The 18,661-nt window shown below is 70.7% G+C and carries 17 protein-coding genes; 4 read left to right on the forward strand and 13 right to left on the reverse strand.

Annotated features, from left to right (window positions below):
* Positions 1–243: 243 nt before the first annotated feature.
* Positions 244–1,350, reverse strand: a complete 1,107-nt coding sequence (gene arsB, locus ACQEU8_RS20820) for an ACR3 family arsenite efflux transporter (RefSeq protein WP_433103231.1) — start codon at positions 1,348–1,350, stop codon at positions 244–246.
* On the reverse strand, positions 1,347–1,661 hold the full coding sequence (locus tag ACQEU8_RS20825; protein WP_433103233.1) for an ArsR/SmtB family transcription factor: 315 nt from the start codon (positions 1,659–1,661) through the stop codon (positions 1,347–1,349). Before ACQEU8_RS20825 ends, arsB begins: the two co-directional genes overlap by 4 nt.
* Positions 1,662–1,826: 165 nt before the next feature.
* Here ACQEU8_RS20825 and ACQEU8_RS20830 point away from each other — a divergent pair, with 165 nt between their 5' ends.
* Positions 1,827–2,249 (forward strand): arsenate reductase ArsC, encoded by a 423-nt coding sequence (locus ACQEU8_RS20830; protein ID WP_433103235.1) that lies wholly within the window; start codon positions 1,827–1,829, stop codon positions 2,247–2,249.
* Positions 2,250–2,259: 10 nt separating this feature from the next.
* Here ACQEU8_RS20830 and ACQEU8_RS20835 read toward each other — a convergent pair whose 3' ends face one another.
* The 8 genes from ACQEU8_RS20835 to ACQEU8_RS20870 all read right to left on the reverse strand — a co-directional run bounded on the left by ACQEU8_RS20835 (position 2,260) and on the right by ACQEU8_RS20870 (position 13,437).
* Positions 2,260–2,766, reverse strand: coding sequence for a Fur family transcriptional regulator (locus ACQEU8_RS20835; RefSeq protein WP_433103237.1), 507 nt, complete (start codon positions 2,764–2,766; stop codon positions 2,260–2,262).
* 368 nt (positions 2,767–3,134) lie between these two features.
* Positions 3,135–5,057 (reverse strand): peroxidase family protein, encoded by a 1,923-nt coding sequence (locus ACQEU8_RS20840; protein ID WP_433103239.1) that lies wholly within the window; start codon positions 5,055–5,057, stop codon positions 3,135–3,137.
* A 103-nt stretch (positions 5,058–5,160) separates the two neighbouring features.
* Entirely contained in the window at positions 5,161–6,534 is a 1,374-nt protein-coding gene (locus ACQEU8_RS20845) for a hypothetical protein (RefSeq protein ID WP_433103241.1), read from the reverse strand.
* A gap of 35 nt (positions 6,535–6,569) precedes the next feature.
* On the reverse strand, positions 6,570–7,769 hold the full coding sequence (locus tag ACQEU8_RS20850; protein ID WP_433103243.1) for a cytochrome P450: 1,200 nt from the start codon (positions 7,767–7,769) through the stop codon (positions 6,570–6,572).
* Positions 7,770–8,056: 287 nt separating this feature from the next.
* On the reverse strand, positions 8,057–9,460 hold the full coding sequence (locus ACQEU8_RS20855) for an FAD-binding oxidoreductase (protein WP_433103245.1): 1,404 nt from the start codon (positions 9,458–9,460) through the stop codon (positions 8,057–8,059).
* Between the two features lie 136 nt (positions 9,461–9,596).
* The gene (gene mdlC / locus ACQEU8_RS20860) at positions 9,597–11,201 is read right to left on the reverse strand and encodes a benzoylformate decarboxylase (protein WP_433103247.1); all 1,605 of its coding nucleotides are present in this window, start codon (positions 11,199–11,201) and stop codon (positions 9,597–9,599) included.
* A gap of 242 nt (positions 11,202–11,443) precedes the next feature.
* Positions 11,444–12,484 carry a DMT family transporter gene (locus tag ACQEU8_RS20865; RefSeq protein ID WP_433103249.1) on the reverse strand — a complete coding sequence of 347 codons (1,041 nt, stop codon included), beginning with the start codon at positions 12,482–12,484 and terminating at the stop codon, positions 11,444–11,446.
* Positions 12,485–12,684: 200 nt separating this feature from the next.
* A complete protein-coding gene (locus tag ACQEU8_RS20870; protein ID WP_433103251.1) occupies positions 12,685–13,437 on the reverse strand; it encodes an alpha/beta fold hydrolase in 753 nt (250 codons plus the stop codon).
* A gap of 300 nt (positions 13,438–13,737) precedes the next feature.
* Here ACQEU8_RS20870 and ACQEU8_RS20875 point away from each other — a divergent pair, with 300 nt between their 5' ends.
* On the forward strand, positions 13,738–14,433 hold the full coding sequence (locus tag ACQEU8_RS20875) for a type 1 glutamine amidotransferase domain-containing protein (RefSeq protein ID WP_433103253.1): 696 nt from the start codon (positions 13,738–13,740) through the stop codon (positions 14,431–14,433).
* Between the two features lie 38 nt (positions 14,434–14,471).
* Here ACQEU8_RS20875 and ACQEU8_RS20880 read toward each other — a convergent pair whose 3' ends face one another.
* Complete coding sequence (locus tag ACQEU8_RS20880; RefSeq protein WP_433103255.1) at positions 14,472–14,900, reverse strand: hypothetical protein; 429 nt, start codon at positions 14,898–14,900, stop codon at positions 14,472–14,474.
* 203 nt (positions 14,901–15,103) lie between these two features.
* Here ACQEU8_RS20880 and ACQEU8_RS20885 point away from each other — a divergent pair, with 203 nt between their 5' ends.
* Positions 15,104–16,051 (forward strand): LysR family transcriptional regulator, encoded by a 948-nt coding sequence (locus tag ACQEU8_RS20885; protein ID WP_433103257.1) that lies wholly within the window; start codon positions 15,104–15,106, stop codon positions 16,049–16,051.
* A 29-nt stretch (positions 16,052–16,080) separates the two neighbouring features.
* Here the strand turns inward: ACQEU8_RS20885 and ACQEU8_RS20890 are convergent, their stop codons facing one another.
* Positions 16,081–16,581 carry a YbaK/EbsC family protein gene (locus ACQEU8_RS20890; RefSeq protein ID WP_433103259.1) on the reverse strand — a complete coding sequence of 167 codons (501 nt, stop codon included), beginning with the start codon at positions 16,579–16,581 and terminating at the stop codon, positions 16,081–16,083.
* Positions 16,551–17,480, reverse strand: a complete 930-nt coding sequence (locus ACQEU8_RS20895; protein ID WP_433103262.1) for a DMT family transporter — start codon at positions 17,478–17,480, stop codon at positions 16,551–16,553. The genes ACQEU8_RS20890 and ACQEU8_RS20895 overlap by 31 nt, the downstream gene beginning before the upstream one ends.
* 83 nt (positions 17,481–17,563) lie before the next feature.
* Here ACQEU8_RS20895 and ACQEU8_RS20900 point away from each other — a divergent pair, with 83 nt between their 5' ends.
* Positions 17,564–18,505 carry a LysR family transcriptional regulator gene (locus ACQEU8_RS20900; protein WP_433103264.1) on the forward strand — a complete coding sequence of 314 codons (942 nt, stop codon included), beginning with the start codon at positions 17,564–17,566 and terminating at the stop codon, positions 18,503–18,505.
* Positions 18,506–18,661: the final 156 nt, after the last annotated feature.

The following is an 18,661-nucleotide window of genomic DNA, read 5'->3' on the forward strand; positions in this document are numbered from 1 at the left end:
ACGTGCGCGAACATCCGCGGGAAGCATTGTTAGCAGAAGAGCAATGGCTTGTTAACACATCTTGCGTGAAGTTTCTGAGATCGAGACCGTCCCAGTGTTTCGACTCATGTCAAAATAGAGACTGCCCCGACAACCGCCTGATGGTGAGCCACCCCGATCCGTCGACGTCGTCCGCGTGCCCGGCCGGGTCGACGCCGGGTTACGGCAACTGATCGCCCGCACGGCCGCGTTCGTCGCGCGGCGTCAGGAGCCGGATCGGGCGCCCGTGAACCGCGCACGCCAGGCCAGCGCGACGTAGACGAGACCGATCAGTACCGGGACCTCGATCAGCGGGCCGACGACGCCGGAAAGAGCCTGGCCTGAGGTGACGCCGAACGTGGCGATGGCCACGGCGATAGCCAGCTCGAAGTTGTTGCCCGCCGCGGTGAAGGCGAGCGTTGCCGTACGGTCGTAGGCCAGGCCCAGCCCCTTGCCCAGGGCGAACGTGCCGAAGAACATCAGCGCGAAGTACACCAGCAGCGGCAGCGCGATCCGTACCACGTCCAGCGGCTGGGAAGTGATCGTCTTCCCCTGGAGGGCGAAGAGGACCACGATCGTGAACAGCAGCCCGTACAGCGCCCACGGGCCGATCCTCGGCAGGAATCGCTCTTCGTAGCCGGTACGGCCCAGCTGCTTCTCGCCCAGGCGCCGGGTGAGGAATCCGGCCAGCAGCGGGATACCGAGGAAGACCAGCACATTCAGGGCGATGTGCCATACGGAGACGTCGAGTCCTTCCCCGTCGCCGAGGCCCAGCCACTGCGGCAGCAGGTCGAGGTAGAACCAGCCGAGGAGACCGAACGCGATCACCTGGAAGACGCTGTTGAGCGCGACCAGAACAGCGGCTGCCTCCCGGTCGCCGTAGGCCAGGTCGTTCCAGATGATGACCATGGCGATGCAGCGCGCGAGGCCGACGATGATCAGCCCGGTGCGGTACTCGGGGAGATCGGGGAGGAAGGTCCAGGCCAGGGCGAACATCACGGCCGGGCCGACGACCCAGTTGATGACCAGTGAGGAGACCATCAGCCGCCGGTCGCCGGTGACGGCGTCCAGCTTGTCGTAGCGGACCTTGGCCAGCACCGGGTACATCATGACCAGCAGGCCGATCGCGATGGGCAGGGAGATCCCGCCGATCTCGATCTTGCTCAGGGCGTCGCCGAGCCCGGGGACGAGCCTGCCCAGTCCCAGGCCGGCGCCCATGGCCAGCAGGATCCATACCGCCAGGAAGCGGTCCAGGGTGGACAGCTTCTGGACGATCCCGGTCTCGGCCGGATCAGCGGCTGCGGCGGGTGCCGTGGCTTCCGTCCTGGTCACGGGCACGACCTCTTCCGGTCGGTGGCGATCGTGGTGCGGGCGGTCTCGGCGAGCGCGGTGAAGGCGCCGGCCAGCGACTCCAGGACCTGCGGACGCAGCTTGTAGTAGGTGAAGCGGCCACACGGCTCGGTCTCCACCACACCGGCCTCCCGCAGCACCTTCATATGGTTGGAAAGATTCGTCTGCCGCGCCCCTGTCTCCTCGACCAGGTGCGTCGTGCACAGGGTCTCGTGGGCGAGCAAGGAGACGATCCGAAGCCTGAGCGGGTCGGCCAGCACCCGTATCACGTCAGCATCGACTGAAGTCAGCATGCGCTGATATTGTCACATCACCACTCACTGATACCAACCGGCGTCGAGGTCGGCGGCGGACGACGCCGTCGCACAGAGCAAGTCGTACGGACGGGGTCGTACGGGCAAGGTCGTACGGGCGAAGACGTACCGGCGAAGTCGTACTGACGAAAGAGAGCGATCACCATGGCCGCTTCCACGGACAAGCCTTCCGTCCTGTTCGTCTGTGTCCACAACGCCGGTCGCTCGCAGATGGCCGCCGCCTGGCTGGCCCACCTGGCCGGCGACCGCGTCGAGGTCCGCTCCGCCGGCTCCGCGCCGGGTGCCGAGGTGAACCCGGCGGCGGTCGAGGCGATGGCCGAGGTCGGCATCGACATCTCCGCCGAGGTGCCGAAGCTGCTCACCGTCGACGCCGTCCAGGAGTCGGACGTGTGCATCACCATGGGCTGCGGCGACGCCTGCCCCGTCTTCCCCGGCAAGCGCTACCTCGACTGGCAGCTGGACGACCCGGCCGGTCAGGGCGTCGAGGCCGTCCGGCCCATCCGCGACGAGATCAAAGCCCGCGTGGAGCGCCTGATCGCCGAGATCGCCCCGTCAGGCACGGCCTGAATGCCGACGTTCACGCACCCTGGCCACCGCCGGCATTCAGCAGGCGATCGGCGAGGCGAGGGGCCTGGCGGCATGGTTGTTCGTCTGCGCCGGGTCGGCAGCGGCCACAGACGCCGGTCAGTTCGAGGGTGTGCTCCAGTTCCGTGAAGCCGGTCGCCTCCGCGAGGCCGGCCGCCCACTCCTCGACGGCCTCCGCGTCGACGGACTGACTGCGGCCGCAGCAGCGGCAGATCAGATAGTGCCGGTGCTCGGCGGTCGGCCTGTGCAGATACAGGCGCTCGCCGCCCTCGTCGCGTACGACGTCGACGAGCCCGGCGCGGTCGAGTTCGCGCAGAGTGCGGTAGACGGTGGTGAGCCCGACAGTGCTGCCGGAGTCCAGCATCAGGGCATGGAGTTCCTGCGCGGAGACGAATTCGCGGCAGCGGCCCAGCACATCGAGCACAGCCCGCCGCTGCCGCGTGCTGCGCATGCCCGCCGCACCGGCCGGATCCTTCGGCCTTTCCTCCGCTTCGCCCATTCCTGGACTCCTCAGTTCGACCAGCGCCTCGTCGCGGCCATGTTAAGTGAACATGGTTTTCAAGAACAGCTTACCTCTCTCCCTCCACAGAGGGTCCAACAGGGTTGCGGAGCGGGTGAGGGCGCGGGCGGCGACGGTGCAGCGGTGGGCGAGTTGCTCGACCTGGTGGTGGAAGGCAGCGGCCTCCGGGCCCGTCCAGTCGACGGCGGCGGCACTCGCCCGGAGTCGTTCGGCGTGCGCGTGGAGGGCTGCGGCGTGGGCGCGCAGTTGGGACGCGGGGGCATTCGGGTCCTCGGGGGCTGTGCGAGGGGTGGGAAGAGTGGCCGGGGACGAGGGCGGGGGCGATGACGAGGGCGGGGGCGGGGGCGTCACAGCTTCCTCCAGGGAGCGAAGGCGTTGGTCACTCCGTCCAGGGCGGGGGCGAGTTCGGGGTGGTGGCGCAACAGGACGCGGATCATGCCGTTGCGGTCGATCCACTCCAGCCCTTCGGGGGTGTAGATCTCGGGCCGGTAGTCGGTGGTGAAGAAGCGGTCGCTCTTGAGGCGCCGGCTGGCCATGAGGATGAAGATGCGGAACAGGGAGTCGCTGAAGCCGAAGCCTGCGGGGCGGGGCTCGACGAGGTTGCCGACGAGGGTGTCGACGCGGTCGAGCCTGCCCTCGTAGAGCTCTTCGAGCAGCGGGGTGTCGGTGGGGTGGCCGCCGGTGAGTTCTTCGAAGGAGGCGACGGGGCGCTTGCGGAGCATCTTCCGATAGGCGTTGTAGCGGGGGATGCCGCGTTCCCGGTCGCGGAGGATGTCGACGGTGCCCAGATCGATGTGTTCGCCGGTGAGCCGGACCAGATCGCGCAGCGCGTCGGGGTGGTTGTGCAGGACCAGGGCGCCGGGGTTGGCGGTGCCGAAGCTGTAGAACAGGTCGCTCATACCGTGCGCTTCGATCGCGCTGCGGGTGGTGGCGCCCTGCATGTCGTCGAAGCCGATCGTCTCGCCACGGCGGCCCGAACGGTGGTCGCGTAGCGTCAACTCGTCCGGGATGAGGGGATGGAGCCGGTACGCGGAGACGAACTCCTCGGTCATGGAGAACGGTGCGGCGTGGTGGTCGGTCGGAGAGCCGAGGATGCCGCTGAGCATTTCACCCTGGCCGATACGGCCGTACTTCCTGCGGATCCAACGGGGCAGTACGCCATACCAGTTGGCGTTCATCGCGCGGTGCAGTACGGGCGTGTCGAGGATGCCAGGGGTCCACTCCACCGTGTGGATCTTCGCCATCAGAGCGGTGTTGACGAGCCGGGCGGTGTGGAAGAGCCGTTCGTCGTCCCAGGTGCGGTAGTGGGAGTGCAGGTAGTCGCAGATCGCGTTGTGTTCCTTGGCGAACAGTGTGTGCAGCAAGGAAAGGCCGGCCCAGTAGTCGCTGTTCATCCCCGTGGCGTCGAGGCAGGACATGCCCGGCCTGGGGTCGGCCGGCAGTCGGCCGTCCTGGACGATGAGCTGTCCCAGCTCGCCGGTACGCAGCGAACGGCAGCGTTCCTCGGACGAGCCGTAGAGCTGCGAACCGTCCCACCAGTGCGTGACGGTGTTCTCGTATGTGGGCGGGGCGTCGGGGGTGGTGTGCGCGACCGGGTCGGGGCGGGTGCGGTTGACGCGCATTGGGCACTCCCCCGCCCAGTCGTCGTCCTCGGCCAGCGGCACGGTGAACGGTTCCGCTTCCTCGTTGTCACCGTGGTTGGCCCAGCCGTGGTTCTCGAACTGGATCCAGGCGGCGGCCAGCAGATTGAGGGTGGGAGCCGGTGTGAAGCTGCGCCGGGCCAGGAGGTGGCGGCTGACCTCGCGCGGACTGGGTGACATCAGCTCGTCGTCGGCGTCGGAAAAGGCCAGGTCGAGCGGGGCGTTGCGGTCCAGGCGGGTGCCGACCCTGCCCATGTCCTCGTCGTGGGGGTCGTAGGCCGATCCGTCGTAGGAACGGAAGGGCGGGAGCGCCGCCGGGGCGCGGCGGGGGCGCTCGCCACCGGCGCGGTAGGTGTCGTGGAGGTTCTCTCGGCGCAGGTCGTCGCGGAGTACACGGAGGTTCAACAGGCCGAGGGCCGTGGGGAGTTCGTGCCATTCGCGGCTGCGGTTGAGACGGGCGAAGGCGGCGGAGCCGAGGCGCTCGAGGACGCCGGGCGGCCCGTAGGGCGTCGGGTTCGAGGAGCGCGACGGGTCTGCCGTCTGCTCGCTGCCGGACTGTGCGGGGATGTCCGGGGTGGTGGTGGCAGGGCTGGCGGGCGTGCCGGGATTGTGGGGTGTGGTGTCGGTCATCGGGCGGCTCCGGGCGGGCGGTTGACAACGGAAGGACCGGAAAACCCCCATGGCACGAACCGTGGGGACCTCTCGGCTCTGAGGGGGAACGAGGCGTGTGAGCTCAGCGGTCGTGGAGGGCGAAGAGCCGGGTGGCGGTCACCCGGCCCCGGTAGGGAGCGAGCGCCGCGTCGACTTGGGCGCTCGCCTCCGGCACATCGAACTGAAGGTTGTGCGCATAGCGTTCGGCCGCGTGGCACAGCGGGAAAGCGTGGGTGTCGTCGGTCCAGGTGTACTCGGTGAACTGCGCCGGGAGGGCGTACGGCGAGACCGCGGAACGGCCCTCCAGGCTGGGGACGATGTCGTGCTCGTTGATCAGCGAGAAGACGCGGGTGTCCGGGTCGGCGGGGCGCTTGCCGTCGACAGGCGAGCCGATCGCCACGCTGTGCGTGACGCGGTACAGCGCACAAAAGTCGGGATCGGCGGCGAGGTTCAGTGCGGTGATGCCGCCCAGGCTGTGGCCGATGAGGGCGATGTCGGTGCCGGAGGGCACCAGAGTGCGCAGGGCCCGGGTGACGGCGCGGGAGTAGGGCGTGGCGGGCCGGGCGACCGCGTGGATGGCGCCGAGAAGGTCCTGCGGGCTGTCCTGGGAGACCGCGTCGGTGGCCATTCCGGCGAGCTGGACGACGTACCGCGTCACCCCGTCGGGGCCGGTGACCCGCTGGACGAGCAGGGTGCCGCCGGTGCCGACGGCACCGATGTTGCGGATGTAGCCGACGACGGTGCCGGAGCGGTCGAGCCGTTCCAGCAGGGACGGGTCGGGCGCGACGGGTTCGGCACGGCCGGGGCCACGGTCCAGGCGGGCCCAGACCCGGGCGCTGATTCCGAGGACCGGCTCGGCGCTGGTGAGCGTACGGCCGGTGGCGATCTCCCAGGCGGCGGCGTCGTTGAAGGGGTTCTCGTCGGTGAGCGCGTTCCACGCGAGGATGTCGCCGAAGGACGGGGCGAGCAGCGCGAAGGCGCGTTCGGCGCCCTGGCTGCCGATGATGGCCTTGAAGGCGCGCAGTGCCTCGCGTTGTCTGTCGTCCTCGATGGCCCGCAGCACCCGGGCGGTGTCGGGGTCGGTGAGCAGTTCGGGATGGGTGACGGCTGCCGCCCGGATGCGGGCCTTGAGCCCCGCGACGGCCAGACTCACCGCGAGGCTTTCCCGGCTGGTGAGCACCCCGGCCAGCCAGGCGGCACGGGCCACCGGACGCCTGCCGTCGAGGGCCCAGCCCAGTCCGGCCGGGTCGGTGAGGGCGCGCAGCAGGGAGCGCAGGGCCGTGCGGGCGCGGGTGCCGGCGAGGGCTCGCGCCGGGAGGCGGGCGCCCAGGGCGAGTTCGCCGGCGTACTGGGAGGCCTGGCGTACGGCGTCCGCGGCCTCGCCCAACTCGCGGCACAGCGTGTGCAGTCCGGCCACATCCGGTTCGGTGTCGGTTTCCGTGCCGGTTTCGGGCATGGGGTGTGGTCTCCAGGTCGGCGATCCGGTGGGGTTCAGAAGCGGGCCAGGGTGAGCTGGATGCCGGAGGCGTTCAGGGCGCCCGGCAGCGGGCGGTGCGGGTCGAGCCGGGGGCGTCCGCCGGTGACGCGATGCTCGCGGAGCACCTGGGCACAGACCTCGGTGGCGGCCATCAGCCCGAGCCGGTCACCGGGGCAGCGGCCCTCGCCGTGGCTGAACGGCGCCATCCGCGGGTCGTGGTCGGTGCCCTCCTCTAGCCAACGGCCGGGCGCGAACAGCGAACCGCCGGGGACGAGGTCGCTGTCGCGCTGCAAGAACCCGATGGGGACGAGGACGTGCGTCCCGGCCGGGTAGGGCACCCCGCGCCATGTGGTGTCGGTGCGCAGGATGCGCAGCAGGTCGGGAACGACCGGGTAGAGCCGAAGGCTCTCCAGGACGCAGGCCCGCAGCCGGGTGGTGTCGGGCGCTTGTGCTGCCTCGTGGATCGCGGCCTGCTCGGCGGGGTGGGCGGCGAGCATCAGCAGGGTCCGGGCGACGATGGCGGCGACCGCGTCGAGGGCCAGGAACCAGTGGTGTGCCTGGCCCACGGCGTCGACGTCCTCCTCGCAGGACGTGGCCATGGCGCGTCCGAGCAAGGTGGGGGCCGGGGCGTGCTCGGCGTAGACGTGCAGCCGGGTGGTGGCGGCCGCGTACATCCGCCGGCCGGCCGGAGTGGGGCCGCGCCGCACAGCTCCCCAGTTGCCCTCCTTGCGCAGCGCGACCAGCCAACGGTGCAGCTCCTCGTCCCCGGCGCCCTGGTCGCCCAGCACGATGCGGCGCGTGATGCGCTCAACGGTGCGTTGCAGCCGGGCGAACGGAAGGGCGGGGCCGGTGGTGAGCCGGGTGCATTCCTCGGCGATGACGGTACGGAACGTGTCGCACGAGGGGTGGGCGTCCTCGTGGGGCGCCAGCACCTGGTCGTTGAGGGCGCGGCGCTGTTGGCGCAGGTCGCCGTGGGAGCAGACGACCCCGGTGGGTTCGAGGACCGAGAGCATCTTTGTCTTGTCCACCGCGTCCAGGGCCAGTTCGCGCACAGGGCGGGCGAAGAACTCCCGCACGTCGGCGGGGTCGAGCAGAACGAGCATGTCACCGGAGGCGCCGCTGAGCAGTACGGGGGCGCCGTCGTAGCGGTTACGCAGGGCGCGCAGGGTCGCGGCCGACCAGCGGAACTGGCCCGCCGCGCCCAGCAGCGCCACGGCCGCCGGGCGCGGGGCCGGGACTCCTCGGGCGAAGGCCGGCAGCGTGTGGGTGACGGCGAAGCGTAGGCATTCGGCACGGCGGGCGCGGCGCGGCCGTACGACGGTGCTCCCGGACGGCGCGCCCGCATGGCTGGGGACCGTGGGGTCGGCGGGCTCCGTAGGGCCCGTTGGGCCCGGGGCGTCCGCAGGGCCCGCGGCGTCCGTTGGGCCCGGGGCGTCCGTTGGGCCCGGGGCGTCCGTTGGGCCCGTGGGGTCCGTCGGGCCAGTCGATGGTGCGGGACGGGTCATGCTTCCACGACCTTTCCGGGGTTGAGCAGATTGTGCGGGTCGAAGAGCCGCTTGATGTCCCGGTGCAGTTCGAGGCTCACGGCGTCGAGTTCGCGGCTGAGCCACTCGCGCTTCAGGGTGCCGATGCCGTGCTCGCCGGTGGTGGTGCCGCCGAGTGCCAGTCCCGCCGCCATGATGTCGTCGTAGGCGGTGCGGGCCCGGCGGACCTCGTCGGGGTCGGACTCGTCGAAGACGACGGTGGGGTGCAGATTGCCGTCTCCTGCGTGGCCGAGGGTGAAGATCCGCAGCCGGCGGCGCCGGGCGATCTCCTCGATCGTGCCGACGAACTTGGCCAGCTCGGACGGCGGTACGGCCACGTCCTCGATGAACGCCGTGGGCCGCCCGCCGAGGGCAGCCGCGAACGCGCCCAGCGCCGGGGACACCAGCCGCCGGGCCTCGATGATCTTCTGCGACTCCGCCGCGGTGCCGGCGGCCACCACCTGGTCGGCGCCGGCCTCCTCGCACAGCGCCTTCATCTCCGCGAGTTCCGGAGCCGGGTCGGGTGCGTCGCTCTCCACGATGAGGGTGGCGGCGCTGTCGGGCCGCAGCAGCGCGTGCCCGAACTCGGCGACGGCCTGGGACGTGGCCCGGTCCAGCAGCTCGACGGCCGAGGGGACGTGCCCGCCGCCGGTGATGGCCGCGACGGCGTGCCCGGCCGCGGCCAGGCTCGGGAACTGGGCGAGCAGCGCGAGCGGGGTGGGCCGGGCGGGCCGCAGGGCGAGGGTGGCACCGACGATGACGCCGAGGGTGCCCTCCGAGCCGACGAAGAGCCGGGTCAAGTCGTATCCGGCGACGCCCTTGGCCGTGTCGCGCCCGGTGCGCATCCGCCGCCCGTCCGGGAGTACGACGTCCAGACCGAGGACGTAGTCGGCCGTCACGCCGTACTTCACACAGCAGATGCCGCCCGCGCCGGTGGCGATGTTGCCGCCGATCGTGCATGTCTCCCAGGACGCGGGGTCGGGCGGATAGGCCAGACCGTACTCGGCGACAGCGTCGTTGAGCCGCTTGGTGATCACGCCGGGCTCGCAGCGGACGAGCCGGTTGACCGGATCGATGGTGCCGATCCGGTCCATGCGGGTGGTGGACAGCACGACGCAGCCGTCAACCGCGTTGGCGGCCCCGGCGAGTCCGGTCCGCGCACCCTGCGGGACCACGGGGACGCCGCACGCGTATGCGGTCCGCATCACCTCCTCGACCTCCGTTGCGGTGCGCGGCAGGGCGACGACCGCGGGGGTGCCGGGCGCGGAGAACGGGGCGGCGTCCCGCGTGTGTGCGGCCAGCGCCTCGGGGTCGGTCAACAGGGCGTCGGCGGGGAGCCGGTCACGCAGCTCGCTCAGCAGCTGCGAGGGATCAGGGGACATACGGCCTTCCAGGTTCGTGCGGCCAGTGGCCGGTGCGGTCGTACGGCGGCAGCGGGCAGCGCGGCAGCCAAGCGGTACGAGGAAGCGGCTTCTGCGGCAGTAAGAGGGATGGGGCGGCGGGGGTGCCGCCGGTGGCTCACAGCGAGGGCAGTTCCGTGGTGACGGGTACGTCGATCAGTACGGGGCCCTCGTGCTGGGCCGTGCCGTCCCGTACGAGCTTGGTGAGTTCCCCGGCGCTCTCGGCGCGGACGGAGCGCACGCCGTAGCCGGCCGCGATCGCGGTGATGTCCAGTCCGGGGATCTCCAGTCCCGGGGCGCCCTGCGCGTGTTCGAGCTGTGCGAACCACTGCAAGATCGCATAGCGCGCGTTGCTCAGTACGACGAACGTGACGGGCACGTGGTAGGCCGCCGCGGTCCACAGCGCCTGCACGGCGTAGTGGACCGAGCCGTCACCCAGGACGGCGACGACCGGCCGGTGCGGAGCGCCGAGTTGCGCCCCGACGGCCGCGGCCGCTCCGAAGCCGAGCCCGCCGCCCGCGGAGAAGAGGTAGGAGCCCGGGGTGCTGATCCGCGCCGCCTGGTGGAACTGCGGAACGTTGGACGGCGACTCGTTCACCCACAGCGTGTTCTCCGGCGCTCCCTCCGCGACGGCGGCCAGCGCGCTGCCCGGCGGGAGGGCGCCGTCCTCCGACTGTGTGGCGCGCACCCGCCGGTCCGGTGCCGCGGTGGGCTCCCGCGCGGGGAAGTGCTCGGCGAGCGCCCGGGCCGTCACCGCGGGGTCGGCGACGATCGCGTCGCCGACCGGGGCCTTGGCTGCCTCGTCGGAGTCCCGGGTGACGAGGACCAGTTCGGCGCCGTCGGGCAGGTACTGGCCCGGCACGTAGGGGTAGTAGCGGAAGACCTGCGCTCCGATGACCAGTACCAGGTCGTGGCCGTCCAGCGCCCGGGTGAGCGGACCGATGGCAGGCGGCAGCTCGCCCCGGTACAGCGGGTGGTCGTGCGGGAAGGAGACGCGGGCCGAGGCGGGCGCTCCCCACACCGGGAGGCCGCCGCGCTCGGCGAGGGCGACCACGGGGTCCCAGGCGCCGGACGCGTCCACGTCGTCGCCGACGACCAGCACGGCGGAACGGGCCCGCTTGATGCGGTCGGCGAGCGACTGGACGGTCTCCGGGCGCGGGGCCGTCGCGTGCTCGACCCTGCGCGCTGCGGCGGCCTGCGCGGCGCTGTCCTCCGCCGCTGTGACGGTGGCGTCGAAATCGTCCATGGGCAGGGAGAGGAACACGGGCCCGTGCGGCGGCGTTTCGGCGAGCCGTACGGCCCGGGCGAGCGCGGGCGGCACGTCGGCCGGACGCGGCGGCTCGTACGCCCACTTGACGGCCGGCTGCGGCAGCAGCGCGGGCTGGGGGTTGGAGAGCAGCGCCTCCATGGTGAGCATGGCCCGCACCTGCTGTCCCGCCGTGACCACCATGGGGGTGCGGTTGGCGCGGGCGTTGAGGATGGCACCCATCGCGTTGCCCGTACCGGGGCCGGTGTGCAGGTTGACGAGGGCGGTGGTGCCCGACGCGAGCGCGTAGCCGTCGGCCATGCCGACGACCACGGCTTCCTGGAGGCCGAGGACGTACCGGAAATCGTCGGGGAAGTGTTTGAGGAACGGCAGCTCCGTCGAGCCGGGGTTGCCGAACACCGTGGTCATGCCGCGTGCTCTTAAGACATCCAGGGCTGATTCCCGGACTGTTCGCATGGAGGGCCTTTCCCGCAGAGCTGTCGGTGACGGTGGTCACCACGTGCGGAGGCCAATGCAGCACGGCGGACACGGTCCGACAAAATGTCCCGCTCTCTTAGGCTTTGCTCCTCCCAGCCGTCGTACCGGGGCCTTCTCACCGACCGGGCCGATCTTCCGTCAACCGGCCGTTCGGTAAACCCCGCGCAGTGATGCTTTCTCCAGGGCGGCCGAGCGCTGGTCGGTGGTGATCTCTGACCGGCTCAGGAGTTCGGCAACTCCCGGTTCAACCCGGCGTCGTCGTCGGCGGTCGCGGTCTCGTGCGAAATCGGCACGCTCCCCGCCTCATACTCCGGCCGGTCGACCGGTCCCGACCCGTCGTCCGCTGCCTTGGTGCGCCGCGGCCACCGGCCCTGGGTGACGGCGAGCACGGCCCCGGTGAGCAGCACGAGCGCGCCCGCGCCCTGCAGCGCGCCGAAGGATTCGCCCAGGATGACGGTGGCGCACACCGTGTTGACGACAGGGACGCAGAACATCATCAGCGACGCGTTAGCGGGGCCCACGGCCCCCACCCCTCGGTAGTAGAGAAGGTTGGCGACAGCTGCGGCGCCCAGCGCCAGGTAGGCGGTGTTCAGCCACACACCGGCCGGCAGCTCGCTCCAGCGCACCGAGTCGAGCTCGGGTGCGGCGAGCACACCGAGCAGTACGGCACCCGCACAGGTGGCGTACGTCGTCGCGCGCAGCGGCTCGATACCCGCCAGGACCCGCGGTCCGGCAAGCGTGAAGGCCGCCCAGCAGACCGCGCTCAGCAGGAAGAGCGCGTCGCCCGCGAGCCGCGTCGAGTCACCTGCCGAACTGCCGCCGGCACCCAGGAAGAAGATCACCGCCCCGACGAGGCCCAGGCCCAGCCCCGCCAGCCGGCCCGGTGAGGCGCGTTCCTTGCCCACCACCAGCAGGAACGCGCTGGTGAGCACGGGAGTCATGACGGGGATGAGGATGCCACCGTCCAGCGACGGCGCCAGCGACAGACCCCAGAAGAAGAAGCTGTTGTAGGCGAAGACGCCCAGCACTCCCGCCAGCGCCGCCCGCCATCCGTTGCGTACGCCCACACTCGCCCCGCGCTTGCCGAACAGCTGCACGGCTATGAGCAGAGCGACGGCGCCACCGCCGAAGCGCAGCAGCGCCGCCACGGAATGCGGTAGGTGCTCCACCACCGATTTGGAGCTGGAGAAGGCGCTGCCCCACAGCACCATGGTGACCATCAATAACAGGTAGGGACTGCTGAATCCCCGTCTCGTTCCCATGCCCCGACTCTGCCGGGGATCCGGGCATCTGGCTTGAACGCTGGTGCGGACCCCAAACGCAGCGCAGGGGGGACGCGCCCCGTAAGGGGCGCGAGGAACTGCGCGGTAAGCCACAACACACCCGCAGCCCGCGTGCGTCGAGCAGGGGCATCCCCTTACCGGAACAACGGAGAGGGCCCCGCACGATCCGCCGGACACACCTACGGCACAGCGGCTGCCAAGGCTGCCGCGAATCCGTCCGGGTTGTCGTGCATCATGTCGTGCCCCGCGCCGGGTACCTCGATGACGGGTATGCCCGCGCTTCGGATCTCCTCCTCGTCTTCGTAGGGGCGGTTATGGGCACCGACGAGCAGGGCGCGCGGGTGCGGCAGGGCGAGCAGCTGTGCTGCCGTGTCGGGTTCGGTTCCCCTGACCAGGCCGAGGGCGCTGCGGTACAGGGCAGCGGGGTCGGTGACCCGGACCCGCGCCGCGTACCCCGGCTCGAACTCCTTCAGTACGGTGCGGAAACCGTGGGCGACGAAGTCCTGCTCCGTGTAGGCGGTGATGGGGCCGCTGAACATGCCGGCGCCGGGGTGCAGATTGGGTTCCGCGACGATCACTCGGGAGAACAGCTCCGGGCGTAGCGTCGCGAGGACGATGGCGATGGCTCCGCCCATGGAGTGCCCGATCAGGACGCAGCCGTCGACATCGCAGTGGTCGAGCAGGTCCGCGACCGTCCGGGCGTGGGCGTGCAGGGTGTAGGAGAAATCCGTGGGGCGGTCGCTGTAGCCGTGTCCGAGAAGATCGACGACGATCGCCCGCCGCCCGGCGAACCGCGGGTGTGCCGCGATGTGGGAGAAGTCCGCCGAGCCCGCACAGCCCAGACCGTGCAGGAAGACATGTGCGGGGCCGTCGCCGGGAAAGTCGATCCAGCGCAGATGGCTGTCGATATCGGTGAGTTGGTACGAGCGCACGGGTACTCCTGGTGAGCGACCGCCGCGGCGTGCGCCGTCAGCGGGACGGATCGGGGAGAGAGGTCGCCGCTACTGCGGCGTTCCCATGGTGCGGGGCACGCGTGATCCCCGGGCGCCGGGGGCGTCAGTTGGGCGTCCACTTCTTCCCGACTCGGCACTGCGGAGCCATAGGGATACCAATACCTGACATAGGAATCCTCATTGGAAACCTATCGCTGACCGTTCTACCTTCGAGGACATCCCGGCAGGCACTGCCCTCTGCCCCGCCTGACGGGGCCCACCCTCTTGGAGAGAACCCCCATGTCGAAGATCCTCTTTGTGATGACCGGCGTCGACCACTGGACGCTCGCCGACGGCACACAGCACCCCACCGGCTTCTGGGCCGAGGAAGCTGTCGCCCCGTACCAGGCGTTCAAGGCCGCCGGCCACGAAATCGTCGTCGCCACACCCGGCGGTGTCGTTCCGACCGTGGACCAGGGGAGCCTCGCCGCTGAGGTCAACGGTGGCCAGGAGGGCGCCGACGCGATCGGCAAGGCACTCGCCGCGATAAGCGAGCTGCGGAAGCCGATCAAACTGGAGGATGTCCGCCTCGACGACTACGCCGCGGTCTTCTACCCGGGCGGCCACGGCCCCATGGAGGACCTCGCCGTCGACGCCACCTCAGGCCGGCTGCTGAGCGATGCGCTGGCCTCCGGCAAGCCGCTCGGCGTGGTCTGCCATGCGCCCGCCGCGCTGCTCGCCGCCGAGAAGGAGGACGGCTCCAACGCCTTCGCCGGCTACCAAGTCGCCGCGTTCACCAATGCCGAGGAGACCCAGGCCGGTTTCGCCGACAAGGCGAAGTGGCTGCTGGAGACCCGGCTCGTGGAGGCGGGTGTGGATGTACGGGTCGGTGAGCCGTGGGCGCCGAACGTGGTGGTCGACCGCAACCTCGTCACCGGCCAGAACCCCGCCTCCTCCGCCCCGCTCGCAGCCGAGCTGCTGAAGAAGCTGGCCTGAGCCATGCGTACTCGCCCACAGATGACGCCTGACCGTCCTCACCTGCCGTGTTCAAAGTATTTCGCGGGGACGAACAGCCCGTGGCCGGTACGGAATTGGACTCGCACACCGTCGGTCGTCCAGTCGGTCGACTCGATCCCCTCCGCGCCCGCGGTGGAATCGACGTCCACCGAATGCCCGTAGGACAGGCCCGGGTCTCTGCCGACCTTCAGGTGGTAGGTCTCATCCCCGAGCCATTTCTGTTCGCGGACCAGCCCCAGGTAGTGACGGGATGAGTCGCTGTAGGTCCGCGTCGAGGTGTCCTGGCTGCGATGGACGACATCGGATCGAGGCCAAACCAGAACGGTGAGGACCACAGCGGTCAGCGCAATTCCCACAACGCAGCCGAGGGATATCAGACGGAGGCGTCCGGGCCGACGGCGAAACTGATCGTGCTGACTGTGTGGTGACGTGACCTCGTGAACCATGATGGGCATTTCTTTCCCGGTCGGGGCAGGTTGCTGCGTGAGTGGTCGTATATGCCGTGGAAGATGAGAGCCGCGGTCCCCGCCGCGCCGACCGTGAGACCCCCGATCTCGACGAGGACTACGACGTGCCGCAAGGCGAAAAGGTTCACGTCCAGCGACACCGCCGGCAGCGAGATTCACGGGGCAGCATCTAGGCTTTCTTCGTGAGCCGTAAGGATTCCGCTGACCCGGTCGAAAACCCGCAGACCGGCACAGCCCTCGTTTCGGACCTGAACCTGCTGCGCACTTTCCTGGCCGTGTACAGATCCGGTTCGTTCACCGCCGCGGCCGGGTTGCTCGGCCTGTCGCAGCCGACGGTGACCACCCAGATCCGGTCGCTGGAGCGGCAGATCGGCCGCGAGCTGTTCGAGCGCCTGCCGCGGGGCGTCGCTCCGGCCTCGTTCGCCCATGACCTGGCGGCCCAGGTTGCCGCGCCCCTCGACGCGCTCGCCGCGGCGACCGGAGGCGGCGCCGCGAGCGAAAGGCCGGGCCCGGTCCATCTGGCCGGGCCCGCCGAACTGCTGTGCACCCGCGTGCTGCCCGCGCTCGCCCCGCTGGTGTCCGACGGCGCACGGTTGCGCGTGACTGCGGGCCTGACCGATCCACTCCTCGACGAGCTGCGCGCAGGCCGCCATGACCTCGTAATCGCGACCGTGCGGCCGCGAGGCAGAGCGCTGACGGCGGTACCGCTGATGGACGAGGAGTTCGTCCTGGTCGCCGCCCCCTCCTGGGCCGACCGCCTCGGCGGACGGGTCACCGCCGAAGGCCCTGCCGTGCTGCACCCCGTCCCCCTCGTCACCTACGCCGAAGACCTGCCCATCGCGCGCCGTTACTGGCGGCACGTCTTCGGTACCCGCCTGTCCTGTCCCGCCGCCGTGACCGTCCCCGATCTGCGTGGCGTACTGGCCGCCGTCGCAGCGGGAGCCGGCTTCACCGTGCTGCCGCGCTACCTGTGCCAGGACGAACTCGCCTCCGGCGCACTGGTCCCCCTGCATGAACCGGATGATCCGCCCATCAACACCGCCTACCTCGTCCAGCGCCCCGACAGACCCGACAACCCCGACGTCATCCGGGTCCGCGACACACTCCTCGAAGCAGGCCGCACATGGTGACTCCCAGCCGTCCCGAGCGCGTTCACCGCTCAGACAGTGGCCGGTGGATCGGCGATCTTCTCCACTCGGGGCTGCGCGAGCCTCGCGTAGTCCGCCCCCGCGATGGCCAGTGACCGGTCCAGGCGCGCGGCGTTGAAGTAGAGCTGCGGCTGGGCGATCACATCCGGGTCGGCAACGAGTTCGAGGCCGGGGTCGAAGCTGAAGGGCAGCACCGTGCCGGGAACAGCCCGGGCCAGACGTTCGGCGGTGGCCGCGTCGCTGACTCCGACATAGCGCGCGGAGAACAGCGCCCGGACGGCATCCAGGTCGACGCGTCGATCGCCGGGGACGACGGCGAGCACGTGGCGCGTGGTGCGCCGGTCCAACTTGGCCCGCAGGACTAGGCATTTCGCCGCCTGGGAGACGGGATGCCCGCGCAGTGCGCTCACCGTCTCGGTGCTGCCCTCGGGGAGGTGGTCGATGAGGCGGTACGGGGTCGCGCTGTCGTCCAGCAAGGCGATCAGACGGCTGTAGGTGTCGTCGTAAGGCATGTGGTGTTCTCCTTGGTACGGGTGCGGTGGACGCGTTCGATGGCCTGGCCCCAGTAGGTCCCGGTCACCATCAACAGGGCGCCGAGGGTGGTGAAGGCGGTGAGGTGTTCGCCTCCCAGGGCCAGGCCGATGGCGACGGCCCAGACCGGTTCCGTGCCCAGCAGCAGGCTGGCCCGGCTGGCGGAGGTGCGTTGGACGGCCCAGGTCTGGGCGAGGAAGGCGAAGAGACTGCAGAACAGGGCGAGATAGGCGAGCTGGAGCCAGGTCGCGCCGTCGGCGCCCGCCAGCACATCGAGATCCGCTGCGGCGGGGGTGAGGAACAGCATCGACCCCACCGAGGTCTGTATCGCCGTCAGTTGGAGCGGGCGCAGGGCGCGTCCCGTGGTGAGGCGCCCGACGAGAGCGACGTGAGCTGCGCGGACCACTGCCGCGGCGAGTATCAGCAGGTCGCCGACTCCTGGTGCGCCGAGCCCGTGGCCGGACGTCAACAGGCCGACCGCCAGGACGCACAAGCCCGCGGCGAGAAAGAACCGCGCCGGCATCCGGCCGCCACCCGTGCGGTCCAGCAGCGGGGTGATCACGAGGGTCAGACTGATGAGCAGTCCGGCGTTGGCGGCGCTGGTGTGCGCCACGCCGTACATCTCCAGCAGCAGGACGGCTGCTTGGGACAGGCCCAGCAGCGCCCCGATCCGGACCTCCTGCCGCGTCCAGCGAGGGCGCGTCCGGAGCGTGGTGGCGAAGACGACGGGGATGCCGGCCAGCGTCGAGAGCAGATAGCGCAGAAACAGCACCACCAGCACCGGGGCGGCTTCAGCGGCGCTTTTCGCCGTCAGATAGCTGGAACCCCACACGAGCGCGACCAGCAACAGCACCACATCGGTACGACGTGCTTCAGGCATGCCGGCAACCCTGCCCTGACCAGCACAATGAAGCCAAGTACCAACTGCTCAATCAACGATGTAGCAGAGCTACACTGTCCGCCATGGACGAGAGGCAGCTGCGTGTTCTGCGAGAGCTGGGCGAACTGGGCAGCGTCACCGCGGTGGCAGAGGCGCTCATGGTCACGCCGTCGGCGGTCTCCCAGCAGTTGAGGCTGTTGCAGCGCTCGGTCCGCGTCCCGCTCACCGAGCGCGAGGGCCGGAGGCTGGTACTGACGCCCGCCGGACGGGCCCTGGCCGCCGCGGCGATCGACGTCGAGACGGCGCTGGCCCGCGCCCGGCACGCCGTCGAGGAGTTCCTCGACCAGCCGGACAGTGTGGTGTCGATCGCGGCCTTCCACAGCGCCGCCGCCGGCCTGTGGCCCCGCCTCGTGCGTGGGCTGGCGGCCTCCGGGGCGCCACGCGTCGCGCTCGCCGACGAAGACGTCTCCCAGGAGGACTTCCCGCCGCTGACCCATGACTACGACATCGTCCTCGCCCACCGGCTCGACCACTCACCGGCCTGGCCGAAGACCGTGACTGCCACACCGCTGCTGCACGAACCCCTCGACATCGCGCTGCCCGCCGGCCATCCGCTGGCGGAGAAGGATTCCCTGACCCCGCACGACGTGGCCGACCAGACCTGGATCACCGTCCATGACGGCTTCCCGCTGATGGCCACCATCGAGGCCATCGCCGCCGCTGCCGACCGACGGCTCCGGATCGCCCACCGCATCAACGAGTTCGCCGTGGTCTCCGAGGTGGTGGCCGCCGGCGGCGGTATCGCGCTGCTGCCCCGCTGGACCGCGCGCCCGCACCCCGCCGTGGTCCTCCGGCCCCTCTCCGGCGTCCACGCCCGACGCCATATCGACGCCCTCCACCGCCCCGAACACTCGGCCCGGAAGGCCGTCCGCACCGTCCTCGCCGAACTCCTGCGCGCGGCAGCAGCCCTCAGCAGCGACGACAATCGCCGGGAAACCGCCCAGGGGCCCGTCGGACGTCCGTGATCGCCCGGTGCGCGGAGCGGACCGCAGCAGCGGGGTCGTGTGGGCAGTGTCTCCGTCCCGAGCCGTCGGCTTGATTCGCGGCGGGGCAGTCGGTTCGTACGTGACGGCGTGGGACGCCGGGGTCCGGGCCCCGCAGACCGGGTGCCCAAGGTGCGG

Source organism: Streptomyces sp. CA-250714, assembly GCF_050936705.1.
Classification (GTDB): Bacteria; Actinomycetota; Actinomycetes; order Streptomycetales; family Streptomycetaceae; genus Streptomyces.